At 71.5% G+C, this 13,719-nt stretch carries 13 protein-coding genes; 11 read left to right on the forward strand and 2 right to left on the reverse strand.

Annotated elements, in window-relative coordinates; genetic code table 11:
- Positions 1 to 17: 17 nt before the first annotated feature.
- The 10 genes from ABD350_RS24165 to ABD350_RS24210 all read left to right on the forward strand — a co-directional run bounded on the left by ABD350_RS24165 (position 18) and on the right by ABD350_RS24210 (position 10,791).
- The gene (locus tag ABD350_RS24165; protein WP_344350553.1) at positions 18 to 278 is read left to right on the forward strand and encodes a hypothetical protein; all 261 of its coding nucleotides are present in this window, start codon (positions 18 to 20) and stop codon (positions 276 to 278) included.
- 224 nt (positions 279 to 502) lie between these two features.
- Positions 503 to 697 (forward strand): hypothetical protein, encoded by a 195-nt coding sequence (locus ABD350_RS24170; protein WP_344350401.1) that lies wholly within the window; start codon positions 503 to 505, stop codon positions 695 to 697.
- Positions 698 to 956: 259 nt separating this feature from the next.
- Positions 957 to 1,238 carry a Sec-independent protein translocase subunit TatA gene (gene tatA / locus ABD350_RS24175; RefSeq protein ID WP_344350403.1) on the forward strand — a complete coding sequence of 94 codons (282 nt, stop codon included), beginning with the start codon at positions 957 to 959 and terminating at the stop codon, positions 1,236 to 1,238.
- Positions 1,239 to 1,285: 47 nt separating this feature from the next.
- Positions 1,286 to 2,236 carry a twin-arginine translocase subunit TatC gene (gene tatC, locus ABD350_RS24180; protein WP_344350404.1) on the forward strand — a complete coding sequence of 317 codons (951 nt, stop codon included), beginning with the start codon at positions 1,286 to 1,288 and terminating at the stop codon, positions 2,234 to 2,236.
- Positions 2,237 to 2,956: 720 nt separating this feature from the next.
- Positions 2,957 to 5,809 (forward strand): DEAD/DEAH box helicase, encoded by a 2,853-nt coding sequence (locus tag ABD350_RS24185; RefSeq protein WP_344350405.1) that lies wholly within the window; start codon positions 2,957 to 2,959, stop codon positions 5,807 to 5,809.
- A gap of 367 nt (positions 5,810 to 6,176) precedes the next feature.
- Positions 6,177 to 7,841: an ATP-binding protein gene (locus ABD350_RS24190; protein WP_344350406.1), complete on the forward strand. Its 1,665-nt coding sequence runs from the start codon at positions 6,177 to 6,179 to the stop codon at positions 7,839 to 7,841.
- The gene (locus ABD350_RS24195) at positions 7,838 to 8,242 is read left to right on the forward strand and encodes a roadblock/LC7 domain-containing protein (RefSeq protein ID WP_344350407.1); all 405 of its coding nucleotides are present in this window, start codon (positions 7,838 to 7,840) and stop codon (positions 8,240 to 8,242) included. The genes ABD350_RS24190 and ABD350_RS24195 overlap by 4 nt, the downstream gene beginning before the upstream one ends.
- Positions 8,239 to 8,655, forward strand: coding sequence for a DUF742 domain-containing protein (locus ABD350_RS24200; protein ID WP_344350408.1), 417 nt, complete (start codon positions 8,239 to 8,241; stop codon positions 8,653 to 8,655). Before ABD350_RS24195 ends, ABD350_RS24200 begins: the two co-directional genes overlap by 4 nt.
- On the forward strand, positions 8,636 to 9,256 hold the full coding sequence (locus ABD350_RS24205; RefSeq protein ID WP_030781273.1) for a GTP-binding protein: 621 nt from the start codon (positions 8,636 to 8,638) through the stop codon (positions 9,254 to 9,256). Before ABD350_RS24200 ends, ABD350_RS24205 begins: the two co-directional genes overlap by 20 nt.
- A 47-nt stretch (positions 9,257 to 9,303) precedes the next feature.
- Positions 9,304 to 10,791 (forward strand): cytochrome P450, encoded by a 1,488-nt coding sequence (locus ABD350_RS24210; protein ID WP_344350410.1) that lies wholly within the window; start codon positions 9,304 to 9,306, stop codon positions 10,789 to 10,791.
- Between the two features lie 16 nt (positions 10,792 to 10,807).
- On the opposite strand, the gene ABD350_RS24215 is transcribed toward ABD350_RS24210, so the two are convergent.
- Positions 10,808 to 11,770: an RluA family pseudouridine synthase gene (locus ABD350_RS24215; protein WP_344350411.1), complete on the reverse strand. Its 963-nt coding sequence runs from the start codon at positions 11,768 to 11,770 to the stop codon at positions 10,808 to 10,810.
- A gap of 120 nt (positions 11,771 to 11,890) precedes the next feature.
- Between ABD350_RS24215 and ABD350_RS24220 the strand changes: the two genes are divergently transcribed.
- Positions 11,891 to 12,472, forward strand: a complete 582-nt coding sequence (locus tag ABD350_RS24220) for a GNAT family N-acetyltransferase (RefSeq protein WP_344350412.1) — start codon at positions 11,891 to 11,893, stop codon at positions 12,470 to 12,472.
- A 303-nt stretch (positions 12,473 to 12,775) separates the two neighbouring features.
- Here ABD350_RS24220 and ABD350_RS24225 read toward each other — a convergent pair whose 3' ends face one another.
- Positions 12,776 to 13,627, reverse strand: a complete 852-nt coding sequence (locus tag ABD350_RS24225; RefSeq protein ID WP_344350413.1) for a siderophore-interacting protein — start codon at positions 13,625 to 13,627, stop codon at positions 12,776 to 12,778.
- Positions 13,628 to 13,719 lie beyond the last annotated feature (92 nt).

Here is a 13,719-nt window from a genome sequence, read left to right on the forward strand (position 1 = left end):
AATCCGGTGCGGGTGAGATGACGGTGGCGACCGCCTTCGCGGGGATGCGGAGGGTGGCCCCCGTGGTGTTCAAGGCCGGTTGCCCGGACTGCCGGGGCCGCTTCGAACTCGCCGCGAGCGCGCTGCGGCTCGCCATCGGCACCAGCAGCCGGACGACCTTCTACTCCTTCACCTGCCCCGACTGCGGCGCCGCGGTCCGCAAACCGGCCGGGGAGCGGATCGTGGAACTGCTCACCGGGGGCGGGGTCAGGACCCTGCGTCTGCATTCCACGGTGTAGCGGGCGGCCCGGCCGGCCGATGACCGGCCGGTTACCGGGCGGTGGGCCGGTTGTTCACCGGGGCGCGGTCGGCCGGTGCGACGTGGTCCGCCGGATCGCCGGGTGGCGTGGCCGGGGTGCCGGCCGCCGCGTGGCCTGCCGCTTGCCGAGGGGTGTCCGGCTCGGCACCGGCCGCCGCACGGCCGGGTGCGGACCGGGGTGGCGGACCGTCTAGTCTCGTCGTCATGTTCTGGCCGATGTTCGCCGTAGCCATGGGTTTCCTGGGTCTCGCCGTCCTGGGGGTGCTCGCCGTCCGGGTGTTCGTGGCGGCGCGACGCCTCGGGCAGCAGGTGACGGAATCGGCGCGCCGTATCAACCGGGCCGCCGAGGACCTGGAGCGGGCGACCGTCAGCGCGGCCCGCGCCGTCGACACCCTGTGAAGCCCGCCGGGCGGTGGCCGTGAGACCAGCGATACAAGCGATTTGAGTCGCTTCGCCCTGTCATGCTGACCTGCCGGACAGGTACTCTGCTGGTCGCGGTGCGGAGAACGAGGCCCGCACCGTGGACCGGGAGTACGCACGGGGATTGCCTCACGTTTACCCCTGAGCGTTACGATCGCTGCCAGCACGACCATCGGATATATGTCCGACTGGTCGGACAGCACCCCACCCAGCCGCCTCGGTGAGAAGGTAAAGATTCATGTTCGGTGGAAAAATCGGAGCTCCCGAGATCATTCTGATCCTCGTCGTCATCATCCTGCTGTTCGGCGCGAAGAAGCTTCCGGACATGGCGCGCTCGCTCGGCAAGTCCGCCCGCATCCTCAAGAGCGAGGCCAAGGCGATGAAGGAAGAGGGCAAGACCTCCACCCAGGCGTCCGGTACCACCGAGCAGTCCTCGGCCCAGCGCACCATCCAGGCGGCCCCCGGTGACGTGAGCAGCTCGCGGCCGGTCAACGAGCCGACGGATTCCGCCCAGCGCTGACACAAGGCCGGAAAACCCCGGCCTGCCGCACGAGATGAGGACGTGGGTTGCTCAAGCCTGCCCGCAAGAAGGAGAAGGATCCCGAGGGGCGGATGCCCCTCGCGGATCACCTTCGTGAGCTCCGCAACCGGCTCGCGAAGGCGATGCTGGCCATCGTCTTGGTGACGATCGTCGCGGCCTTCTACTACAACGACATCATCAACTTCCTGACCGAGCCGATCCTGGACTCGGTCGGTTGTCGGGAGACCTTCGCAGAGCTGGCGAAGTCCAGTGGCAAGACCCAGTGCGCGGAGATCACCATCAACGGTCTTCTCGCGCCGTTCACGCTGGCCCTCCAGGTCTCGCTGATGGCCGGCGTCGTGGCCGCTTCGCCGATCTGGCTCTTCCAGCTCTGGGCGTTCGTGGCGCCGGGACTGCACCGGCACGAGAAGAAGTACGCCTACGCCTTCGTCTTCACCGGCGTCCCGCTGTTCCTCGGCGGTGCCTTCTTCGCGTACAAGCTGCTGCCGACCACGGCCAAGGTGCTGATCGACTTCACACCGAACGGCGAGATCAAGAACCTGCTGCCGCTCGACGACCTGCTCCAGCTGGTCACCCGCATGGTGATCGTCTTCGGTCTCTCCTTCGAGCTGCCGCTGCTGCTGATCATGCTCAACCTCACCGGGGTGCTGACGGGCAGGCGCATGCTCAGCTGGTGGCGGGCCATGATCCTCGGCATCACGGTCTTCGCGGCCGTGGCCACCCCGAGCACCGACCCGCTGTCCATGGTGGCCCTCGCCGGGCCGATCTGGGTGCTGTACTTCGCGGCGGTCGCGTTCTCGCTCCTCAACGACAAGCGCCGGCGCCTGCGCGACGCCGCGGGTCCCGCCGACGACGAGGCCGCCGAGCTGGACCTCACGCCCGAGGAGATCGGCGAGGTCGAGCCGGTCTCGGCCGCCCGCGCACTGCCCGAGCAGACGAACACCGACCGGGTCAACGGCTACGACGACGCGACGTAACCGACCGCCCCCCACCTCCACCGAGCCCCCACACGCGCCGCCCCCGCCCCCCCCCGGGTCCCTACCGGGGGGGCGGGGGCGGCCGTCTGCTCCGGCGGCCTTGCACGCGACCGGGGCACAACCTTGTTCCGCCGTGCGCGGTTCGCCGTGGGGCGGCTGCTCGCCCGTGTTTCCGTCGCGCGTGCCTCCGCTGCGAGCGGCCGGTTGCCGGGCAGGCCGATCGTCTGCGTTCTGGCCGCGGGCTTCCGCTGTGCCTGGCTCGTCGTCGGGTGGCCCGCTCGCCTGGGCTTTGGCCGTGTGCGGTCGCGTCATGTGTGGGTTGCCGTCGGGGCGCCGATTGCCTGCGCTCCCGTGCGCGCGGTCTGCCGCGGGGCGGTCGATCGCTTGCGTTGCCTCGCGCGCTTGCGCTGTGCCCGGTCCGTCGCTGGATGGCCTCGTCCGCGCTTTAGTCATGCGCGGCCGTACCGTGCGCGGTTCGCCGCCGGGGGCCGATTGCCCGCGTTTTCGCCGCGTGCGCTCCCGTCGTGTGCTTGTCCGTCGCCGGGTGGTGGCCCCCGGCCGTCGGTCTCCCCCTGAGGACCGGCCCGCTGCGCGCCGGCGGGACGCGTGCCCCGCCTACCTGCCCGCGCCGGCCGGGACTCCCGCTGAGGACCGACCGGGCCGCCGTTCGGCCGGCCCACCGGCTGCCGCCCCCGCCGACCTCCGTCCATCGATCGGATAATGATCGTCCTGTTGTCGGTGGGGCCCGGTACGCTCGAAAGTACGATGACAGAGGATCTCTCACCGGCCGAGCGGTACGCGGCAGCCCGCAGGCGGGCAGCCGAGCAGGCCACCGCGCTCGCCTCCTTCCGCGAGATGTACGACTTCGGCCTCGACCCCTTCCAGATCGAGGCCTGCCAGGCGCTCGAAGCGGGGAAGGGCGTACTGGTGGCCGCCCCCACCGGCTCGGGCAAGACGATCGTGGGCGAGTTCGCCGTCCACCTCGCCCTGAAGCAGGGCAAGAAGTGCTTCTACACGACACCCATCAAGGCGCTGTCGAACCAGAAGTACGCCGACCTGTGCCGCCGCTACGGCACCGCGAAGGTCGGCCTGCTCACCGGCGACAACAGCGTGAATTCCGACGCCCCGGTGGTCGTGATGACCACCGAGGTGCTGCGGAACATGCTCTACGCCGGCTCCCAGACCCTGCTCGGTCTCGGCTATGTGGTCATGGACGAGGTGCACTACCTCTCCGACCGGTTCCGCGGCGCCGTCTGGGAGGAAGTGATCATCCACCTCCCCGAGTCGGTGACCCTGGTCTCGCTCTCCGCGACCGTCTCCAACGCCGAGGAGTTCGGCGACTGGCTGGACACCGTCCGGGGAGACACCGAGGTGATCGTCTCCGAGCACCGCCCTGTGCCCCTGTTCCAGCACGTGCTCGCCGGACGGCGGATGTACGACCTGTTCGAGGAGGGCGAGGGCCACAAGAAGGCCGTCAACCCCGACCTGGCCCGCCTGGCCCGTATGGAGGCCACCAGACCGTCGTACCAGGACCGCAGGCGCGGCCGGGCGATGCGCGAGGCCGACCGGGAGCGGGAGCGCAGACAGCGCTCGCGGGTGTGGACGCCGGGCCGTCCCGAGGTCATCGAGCGCCTGGACTCCGAGGGCCTGCTCCCGGCCATCACCTTCATCTTCAGCCGTGCCGCCTGCGAGGCCGCCGTCCAGCAGTGCCTGTACGCGGGCCTCAGGCTCAACGACGAGGAGGCGCGGGAAAAGGTCCGCGCCCTGGTCGAGGAGCGCACCGCCCACATCGCCCACGAGGACCTGCACGTCCTCGGCTACTACGAATGGCTGGAGGGCCTGGAGCGGGGTATAGCCGCCCACCACGCGGGCATGCTGCCGACCTTCAAGGAGGTCGTGGAGGAGCTGTTCGTACGCGGCCTGGTCAAGGCGGTGTTCGCCACCGAGACCCTCGCGCTCGGCATCAACATGCCCGCCCGCTCGGTGGTGCTGGAGAAGCTCGTCAAGTGGAACGGCGAGCAGCACGCCGACATCACGCCCGGCGAGTACACCCAGCTCACCGGCCGCGCGGGCCGCCGGGGCATCGACGTGGAGGGCCACGCCGTGGTGCTGTGGCAGCGCGGTATGAGCCCCGAGCACCTGGCCGGTCTCGCGGGCACGCGCACGTATCCGCTGCGTTCCAGCTTCAAGCCGTCGTACAACATGGCGGTCAACCTGGTGGAGCAGTTCGGCCGGCACCGTTCGCGTGAGCTGCTGGAGACGTCCTTCGCGCAGTTCCAGGCGGACAAGTCGGTCGTCGGGATCTCCCGCCAGGTGCAGCGCAACGAGGAGGGCCTGGCCGGTTACAAGGCCTCCATGACCTGTCACCTCGGCGACTTCGAGGAGTACGCGCGGCTGCGCCGGGAGCTGAAGGACCGGGAGACCGAGCTGGCCCGGCAGGGCGCCGCCCAGCGCCGGGCGGAGGCCTCCGTCGCCCTGGAGAAGCTGAAGCCGGGCGATGTCATCCATGTGCCCACGGGGAAGTACGCGGGCCTCGCGCTGGTGCTGGACCCGGGCCTGCCCGCGGGCCGTTCCAACGGGCACCGCGGCTTCGATCACCACGACGGGCCGCGCCCGCTGGTGCTGACCGCCGAACGGCAGGTCAAGCGGCTGGCGACGATGGACTTCCCGGTGCCGGTGGAGCCGTTGGACCGGATGCGGATCCCGAAGTCCTTCAACCCGCGCTCGCCGCAGTCCCGGCGGGACCTCGCCTCCGCACTGCGCACCAAGGCCGGGCACATCCCGCCGGAGCGGGCCCGGAAGAAGCGCTCGCAGGCCGCCGACGACCGCGAGATCGCGCGGCTGCGCACGGCGCTGCGCGCGCACCCCTGCCACGGCTGCGACGACCGCGAGGACCACGCCCGCTGGGCCGAGCGCTACCACCGGTTGCTGCGCGACACCTCGCAGCTGGAGCGGCGCATCGAGGGCCGTACGAACACCATCGCGCGGACCTTCGACCGGATCGTGGCGCTGCTGACCGAGCTGGACTACCTGCGGGGCAACGAGGTCACCGAGCACGGCAAGCGGCTCGCGCGGCTGTACGGCGAACTGGATCTGCTGGCCAGCGAGTGCCTGCGGGAGCGGGTCTGGGAGGGGCTGGCCCCCGCCGAACTCGCCGCGTGCGTCTCGGCGCTGGTGTACGAGGCACGCAGCGGTGACGACGCCATGGCGCCGAAGCTGCCCTCGGGCAAGGCCAAGGCGGCGCTCGGCGAGATGGTGCGGATCTGGGGCCGGCTCGACGCTCTGGAGGAGGAGTTCCGGATCAGCCAGACGGAGGGGGTCGGCCAGCGCGAGCCCGACCTCGGCTTCGCGTGGGCCGCCTATATGTGGGCCTCCGGCAAGGGGCTGGACGAGGTGCTGCGCGAGGCGGACATGCCGGCCGGTGACTTCGTCCGCTGGTGCAAGCAGGTCATCGACGTCCTCGGGCAGATCTCCGCCGCCGCGCCCGCGCAGGATTCGACCGTGGCGAAGGCCGCGCGCAAGGCCGTCGACCAGCTGCTGCGAGGCGTGGTGGCCTACTCGTCCGTGGGCTGACCCGCCGGGGTCCGCGAAGACCGTTCGTCCGGGGGAACCGAGGCCGCACCTGTCCGGGTGCGGCCTCGGTCGCTTTTTCACTCGTTACGGTGAGTGACAATCGCACGTGCGTACGTCGATACTGTCTGTGTGCGAGCGACAGCGCAGTGTGCAGAAGGGATTGAGCGTACTCCTGTCGCGGGTCGATTTCAGGTGCTTGCCGAAGATGACACGGCGTTGATCTGGTCGGACTAAGCTCGCCCGCGACGCACCGAGTTGAGGCAATTCGTGCGTCTGTTCCCACATGTGAAGTGCATCCCGACAGTTCCCCATACCTTCCCCCGCAAGCTCCACCCGACACCCAGCCGATTCGTCACAGAAGGCATCCATGGTGAGTGTTCAGAAGCCTCCCGGTCGCCGTGAACGGCCCTATGCCCGCGTGCTGTTGCCGCCGGCCATGGTGATGGCCGCGGCGGCCGGGGCCGCCGTCGCCCTGGTACCGCCCACGGCCCGGGTGGCCGTCGGCGTCTGCGGAGCGCTGGCCCTGCTGCTGGTCCTCTGTACGGCCGGCGAGGCCGCCCGGCGCGGCCGGCTGCTCCGCGAGGCACAGGCCGAACACGCCCGGCACGCCACCCAGCTGCAACAGCAGATCACGCTGCACCACCACCTGATGGACCACTTCGCCCAGAACGTCCTGCCCCTGGGCTTCATCCGGCTGCGCCGCGGCGAGGCACTCCGCGACACCGTGCGCTACGTCTTCGACGAGGACCCCGAACTGCGCGGCCTGCCCGACGGCTACCGCGAGCTGGTGCGCATCGCGCTGACCGGTGCCGACCACGAGATCTCGATGCGCGACGCCACCGAGCGCTCCTATGTGAGCATCGCCCGCCGCGTCCAGGCCATCGTCCACCAGCAGGCCAAGGAACTGCGCGAGATGGAGGAGGACCACGGGCGCAACCCCGAGGTCTTCGACGACCTGCTGCGCATCGACCACGGCACCTCGCTGATCGGCCGCCTCGCCGACACCATCTCCGTCCTCGGCGGCGGCCGGCCCGGCCGTCAGTGGCCGCTGCCGGTCTCCCTCTACAGCACGCTGCGCGGCGCGATGTCCCGCATCCTTGAGTACCGCCGCATCGAGCTGAGCTCCATCGTCAACATCAACATCAAGGGCACCGCGGTCGAACCGGTCATCCACGCCGCCGCCGAACTCCTCGACAACGCCACCCGGTACTCGCCGCCGACCACCAAGGTGCACGTCACCGCCTCCGAGGTGCAGGCCGGCATCGCCATCGAGATCGAGGACGCGGGCGTCAGCCTCAGTGAGGAGTCGCGGGCCCGGATCGAGAAGGCGATCGAGGACGCCAGGAACCTCGACGACGCGGACAACCTCGGCGAGAACCCGCGCCTCGGCCTCGCCGTCGTCGGCCGGCTCTGCAAGCAGTTCGACATGGAGGTCTCGCTGCGCTCCTCCGCCTACGGCGGCGTCCGCGCGATCCTCATCGTGCCGCGCGTGATGACGACCACCGAGCCCGGGGTCGGCGTCGCCCACGGCATCGGCGCCACCGGCATCCCCAAGCCCGAACTCGGCGCCGTGGAAGGCCCCAAGCGCCCGCCCAAGACGCGCCGCCCCACCAGCCCCAAGATCCCCGCCGGAATCTCCCTGGAGGACGACATTCCGGAGGTCACCGAGTGGACCGCGACCGGGCTGCCGCAGCGCCGCAGCCGAGTGAAGACCCCACTCAGCCAGCGGATCGCGGAACAGGCCGCCATCGAGCGCGCCGAGCGCGAGGGCAGGCCCACCATCTGGTCCCAGACCCGGTCCGAGCCGGAACCCGAGATCGACCCCGAGCGCCGGAAGCTCATGGACCGGCCGATCGGCTCCGGGATCGAGGCCTTCTGGAAGGGCCTCAGGGAGGGCATGCCCCCGGACGCCACCGGTCCCGAGCTGACCGACTTCACCCGCAACCCGACCAAGTACCTGCATCTGCTCAAAGATCCGGCCGAATACGCCCAGGGCGGCCCCGAGGCCGACGACGAGGGGGACCTCAAGTGATCCAGCAGCGAGCGAACCTGGACTGGATGCTCAAGCAGCTCAACGACGGCGTACCGGGTATCGAGATGATCGTGGTCCTGTCCGCCGACGGGCTGCGCATCGCCCGCTACGGCGGCGAGCCCGACGCCGCCGACCGGGTGGCCGCCGCCTGCGCGGGCGTACAGAGCCTGGCCGGCGCCATCATCCAGGAACTGCCGGGGGCCGGCGACATGAAGCTCGTGGTCTTCGAGATCGAGGGCGGCTACTTCTACCTGATGAACGCCGGCCCCAACGCCTTCCTCGCCGTGCTCGCGGACGTCACCTGCGAACCGGGCCGGATGAGCGGCATGATGCGCGACCTCGTCGTCCGGATCGGCGCCCACCTCACCAGTCCGCCCCGGCGGAACGGGCAGACCGTATGACCCCTCCACGACGCAAACGGCGCCGGCCGCAGCTCCCGTCCCCCCCGCCGCCTCCGGCCGCGAAACCGGCGGGCGGTGCGGAGAAACCCGGCAACCCCGAGCGGCTCTACACCATCGCCGGATCGGCGGACGGCAAGCGCGCGGAACTCGATCTGGTGACGCTGATCGTGGCCCGCTCCGCGCCCCCGCTGTCCGCCTCACCGGAGGTGGCGGCGCTGCTCCGGCTGTGCACCGCCCCCCTGTCCATGGCCGAGCTCTCGGCCTATCTCCAACTGCCGTTCAGCGCGATGACCGTACTGATCACCGAGCTGATCCAGGCGGAACTGGTGCAGGCCCGCGCCCCGATCGTCCGCCAGGCGGCTTTCGACCGTTCCCTCCTCGAAGCGGTGATGCATGGACTTCAAAGGCTCTGACACGATCCCCGGCCCGCGCACCGAGGATCATCTGCCGCACACGGCCCAGGCCGCGGTGAAGATCGTGATCGTGGGCGGGTTCGGCGTCGGCAAGACCACCATGGTCGGCTCCGTCAGCGAGATCAGGCCGCTGACCACCGAGGAGACCATGACCCAGGCCGGCATCGGCGTGGACGACGACTACGGCTCCGAATCCAAGACGGCCACCACCGTGGCCATGGACTTCGGTCGCATCCAGATCACCGACCAACTGGTGCTCTACCTCTTCGGCACGCCCGGACAGGAGCGCTTCTGGTTCCTGTGGAACGGCCTGTTCGAGGGCGCCCTCGGCGCGGTCGTCCTGGTCGACACCCGGCGCCTGGAGGTCAGCTTCGACGTCATGGGCCGGCTGGAGGAACGCGGCGTGCCGTTCGTCGTCGCCGTCAACTCCTTCCCGGACGCGCCCCGTTACCCGGTCGAGGAACTGCGCACGGCCCTGGACCTGGGGCCGGAGATCCCGATCATCGAGTGCGATGTGCGCCGCCGGGCCTCCAGCAAGGACGTGCTGCTGACCCTCACCCGCTTCCTGCACTCCCTCGCCCTGTCCGGCGCCCTCACCTGAACCGCCGCCGGCCCACCCCACCCCATCCGTTCCGGAGCGACACCACCGTGACGTCTGAATCCCCCTCCTCGACCGGCACAGATTCCCTCACCCCGCCGCCGGGCTGTCCCGCGCACGGCTTCGGCCCGGGGGGACCGCTGCGGCTCTACGGCCCCGACGCCGAAGACCTCGCCGGCCTCTACGAACGCCTGCGCGACCAGCACGGCCCGGTGGCCCCCGTGCTGCTCCACGACGACGTACCCGTGTGGGTGGTGCTCGGGCACGCCGAGAACCTGCAACTGGTGCGCAGCCCCTCGCAGTACACCCGGGACAGCCGGATCTGGACGCCGCTGAAGGACGGCCGGGTCAAGCCCGACCACCCGCTCATGCCGCACATCGCCTGGCAGCCCATCTGCTCGCACGCCGAGGGCGCCGAGCACGAGCGGCTGCGCGACGCGGTCACCGCGGCCATAACCACCATCGACCACCGCAGCGTCCGCCGGCACATCGGACGCCACACCCAGGCCCTGGTCAACGGCTTCTGTGAAAGCGGCCGGGCCGACCTGGTCTCCCAGTTCGCCGAGCATCTGCCGATGGCCGTGATGTGCGAGATCCTCGGCATGCCCGAGGAGTACAACGACCGGATGGTGCAGGCCGCGCGGGATGCCCTGAAGGGCACCGAGACCGCCATCCAGAGCCACACCTACGTCATGGACGCGCTCAGCCGGCTCACCACCCGGCGGCGCACCCGGCCCGTGGACGACTTCACCAGTCACCTCATCGGGCACCCGGCCGGACTGACCGACGACGAGGTCCGCGAACACCTGCGGCTCGTCCTGTTCGCCGCCTACGAGGCGACGGCGAACCTCCTGGCCAACGCGCTGCGCATGGTTCTGACCGAGCCGGGCTTCCGGGCCCAGCTCAACGGCGGCCAGATGACGGTGCCGGAGGCGATCGAGCAATCCCTGTGGGACGAGCCGCCGTTCAGCACGGTCTTCGGCTACTTCGCCAAGCAGGACACCGAGCTGGGCGGCCAGCGCATCCGCAAGGGCGACGGGCTGCTGTTCGCGCCCGCCCCCGGTAACGTCGACCCGAGGGTGCGGCCCGATCCGTCGGAGAGCATGCAGGGCAACCGCTCCCACCTCGCCTTCGGCGGCGGCCCGCACGAGTGCCCCGGCCAGGACATCGGCCGCGCCATCGCCGACGTCGGCGTCGACGCGCTGCTGACCCGGCTGTCCGACATCCAGCTCGACTGCGCCGAGGAGGACCTGCGCTGGCGGTCGTCCATCGCCTCCCGGCACCTGGTGGCCCTGCCGGTGCGCTTCGAACCGAAGCCACAGCAGGACGTGGACCTGCCGCCGCGGGCCATGCCGGTCCCGCCGCAGCGCTCCAACTGGCAGGTCGGCGCGCTGAGCAGCGACCCGGGCCCGGCCACCGCACCGCAGCCGGCGGCCCACCAGCCGCCGCCCGCACCGGAACCCGCCCCCGAGGCCCTCGAACCGGCCCGCCCCCGCGGCCTGTGGCAGCGGCTGCTGCGCTGGTGGCACGGCGGCTGACGTCCCGGGCCGGGCGTCAGCCGGGCGGCCGGAACCCGCCGGACCACTCGGTGTACGACGTCCAGGCGCTCAGCCGACGGCCGCTGGTGAAGATGTGGTGCGTGCCGGTGACCGGGTCGGTGAACTCCAGCCGCCGGGCGAGCAGCTGCAGCGGGCGCCGGAAGTCGCCGGCCGGCACCGGGCCGGTCACCTCGGGATACAGCGGGTCGCCGAGGATGGGCACGCCCAGCGCGGCGAGATGCACCCGCAGCTGATGGGTCTGGCCGGTCGCCGGGAGGAGCCGGTACCGGCCCAGCCCGGCCCGGTGTCCGGCCAACTCCACACGGGTCTCGGCGTTCGGCTCGCCGGGGACCTCGCGAGCGGCCGGCACCCCGCGCTCCTTCACGATCCGGCTGCGCACGGTGCGGGGCAGGGCGAGCGAAGGGTCGTACGGGGCAATGGCCTCGTACTCCTTGCGTACCCGCCGGTCCCGGAACAGGGTCTGGTAGGCGCCGCGTTCCTCGGGCCGCACGGTGAACAGCACCAGCCCGGCGGTGAGCCGGTCCAGGCGGTGCGCCGCCGTCAGTGCCGGAAGGCCCAGCTCGTGCCGGAGCCGGGCCAGCGCGGTCTGGGCGATGTGCGAACCGCGCGGGGTGGTGGCCAGGAAGTGCGGCTTGTCGGCGACCACGATGTGCTCGTCCCGGTACACCACCTCCACCGGGAACGGCACCGGCACCTCGGCGGGCAGCTCGCGGTGGAACCAGACGTACATCCCCGGCCGGTAGGGGGCGTCCGGGGGCACGGCCCGCCCGTCGGCGCCGATCACCCGGCCGGCGGCGAACATCGCCTCCACCATTCCGGGACCGGCCCCCGTGAGCCGTTCCACCAGGTGCTCCCGCACGGTGGCCCATGTCCCGCCGACGGGCAGCCGTACCCGTACGGGGTCGACTCCGTCGCGTTGGGGGAGCGGGGCGGGCGGGGGCGGCGTACGGCGTCTCATCGGCGTCAAGGGTACGGCGGGGGTGGGAGCGGGGCGGCGTCAAGGGGGCGATGGCAGGGTCACCCCGGGGAGGCCGAAAACGGGTGGGACTCCCGGCGTGGACCCGGCAGGATGTGGATCATGCCCTTTCTCGTCAAGCCGGTCCTGGCCTCCGGTGCCCTGGCCGGGGTTCCGCAGCCCACGCTTCCCGCCGCCGACGGCCTGGTCCTGCGCCCCTGGCGGGTCGAGGACGCGCCCGCCGTGCACGCCGCCTTCCAGGACCCGGCGATGCACCAGTGGCACATGAGGGCCTGCGGCTCCGAGGAGGAGGCCGCCGGCTGGATCGCCGAGTGGCAGGCGGCGTGGGCGGGGGAGAGGGAGGCCCAGTGGGCCGTCGTGGACGAGCGGACGGACGAACTGCGGGGCCGGGTCGCGCTGCGGCAGATACTGCTCGGGGACGGCGTGGCCGAGGTGGCGTACTGGACGGTGGCGCGGTCACGGGGCCAGGGTGTCGCCGCCCGGGCCGCCGCCGCTCTGTCCCACTGGGCCTTCGAGGAGATCGGCTTCCACCGTCTCGAACTCTTCCACGCCACCGCCAACGAGGCGTCCTGCCGGGTCGCCGTCAAGGCCGGCTTCGCCCTGGAGGGCACCAAGCGCAGCGCCCTCCGGCACCAGGACGGCTGGCACGACATGCATTTCCACGGGCGGGTGCGGGGGGACTGAGCCCCGGGCAGACCGGGTGGCGCGAGGCGCGCACCGGGGCGGGCGCGGCCGGTCCGGTACGGCGTAGAGCGCGGCGGGCGTGCGGAGGCCCGGTGCAACCGGCGGTCCCTCGTGGTGGGTGCGCGGGGAATCGGGGTGCGGGGAGGGTCCGGGGAAGTGGCGGTCCCCCGTGGTAGGCGTGCGGCGGGCCGGGCCGGGCCGGGCCGGGGCGTGGGGAGGGGGCGGGGCGTGGCGGCGCCTTTGGGTGGGTGCCGCCGTTCCGTCCGGCTGGTCAGGCTCCGGTCCGCCGAGGGCCCGTCTCGGTCAGGCCGCCGCCGTCGTCGTGCTGCCCTCCTGCTCGGCCTCCACCCGGGCGTTCCACTCGCGCTTGGAGGCCTGCCAGCCGTCCTCGTTGTGACCGAGGCGCCAGTAGCCGGAGATCGACAGGTCCTCGCGCGGGATCTGGTGCTCGATCCGCAGCAGCCGGCGCAGTTCCTTCACGACGCCCGCCTCGCCGTGCACGAAGGCGTGCACCCGGCCCTGCGGGAACTCCAGTCCGCGCACGGCCTCCAGCAGGGCCTCGCCCACCGGCCGGTCGCCGCGGTGCAGCCAGACGACCCGCACCCCGGTGTCGATCTTCTGCTCCTCCTCGGGGCCGGAGACCTCGATGAAGGCGTGTGCGCGGGAGCCCGCGGGAAGCGACTCCAGGGCGCGGGCGATGGCAGGCAGCGCGCTTTCGTCGCCGGCGAGCAGATGCCAGTCGGCCTCCGGGTCGGGCGCGTACGCGCCGCCGGGGCCCATGAAGCGCACCGTCTCGCCGGGCCGTACGCGCGCGGCCCAGGGTCCGGCCAGGCCCTCGTCGCCGTGGATCACGAAGTCCAGGGTCAGCTCCCCCCGCTCCGCGTCCCAGTCGCGCACGGTGTACGTCCGGGTCACCGGCCACTGCTCGCGCGGGAACTCGGCGCGGATCCGCTCCAGGTCGAAGGGCTCCGGGTAGGTCACGCCGGGGGCGCCGAACAGCAGCTTGACGTAGTGGTCGGTGCAGGTGTCCGCGGCGAAGCCGGCGAGACCCGTGCCGCCGAGCACCACACGCTGCATGTGCGGGGTCAGCCGTTCGGTGCGCACGACCTGGGCGGTATGGGGCTTGCGCGGCTTTCGTCCCGGGCGCTCTGCCATGACGGCCTCCTGCGGAGTTGGTTAGGTTTACCTAAGTTAACACCTCGGTCGAGTCAACACCCCTCTTCTGGGACGCCCATGAGAGTCTTTTG

This window comes from Streptomyces nogalater, from assembly GCF_039532885.1.
Lineage (GTDB): Bacteria > Actinomycetota > Actinomycetes > Streptomycetales > Streptomycetaceae > Streptomyces > Streptomyces nogalater.

Coding starts and splice junctions, on each gene's coding strand:
- ABD350_RS24165 (WP_344350553.1), top strand. CDS start 18: ATGACGGTGGCGACCGCCTTCGCGGGGATGCGGAGGGTGGCCCCCGTG.
- ABD350_RS24170 (WP_344350401.1), top strand. CDS start 503: ATGTTCTGGCCGATGTTCGCCGTAGCCATGGGTTTCCTGGGTCTCGCC.
- tatA (WP_344350403.1), top strand. CDS start 957: ATGTTCGGTGGAAAAATCGGAGCTCCCGAGATCATTCTGATCCTCGTC.
- ABD350_RS24185 (WP_344350405.1), top strand. CDS start 2,957: ATGATCGTCCTGTTGTCGGTGGGGCCCGGTACGCTCGAAAGTACGATG.
- ABD350_RS24190 (WP_344350406.1), top strand. CDS start 6,177: ATGGTGAGTGTTCAGAAGCCTCCCGGTCGCCGTGAACGGCCCTATGCC.
- ABD350_RS24200 (WP_344350408.1), top strand. CDS start 8,239: ATGACCCCTCCACGACGCAAACGGCGCCGGCCGCAGCTCCCGTCCCCC.
- ABD350_RS24205 (WP_030781273.1), top strand. CDS start 8,636: ATGGACTTCAAAGGCTCTGACACGATCCCCGGCCCGCGCACCGAGGAT.
- ABD350_RS24215 (WP_344350411.1), bottom strand. CDS start 11,770: ATGAGACGCCGTACGCCGCCCCCGCCCGCCCCGCTCCCCCAACGCGAC.
- ABD350_RS24220 (WP_344350412.1), top strand. CDS start 11,891: ATGCCCTTTCTCGTCAAGCCGGTCCTGGCCTCCGGTGCCCTGGCCGGG.
- ABD350_RS24225 (WP_344350413.1), bottom strand. CDS start 13,627: ATGGCAGAGCGCCCGGGACGAAAGCCGCGCAAGCCCCATACCGCCCAG.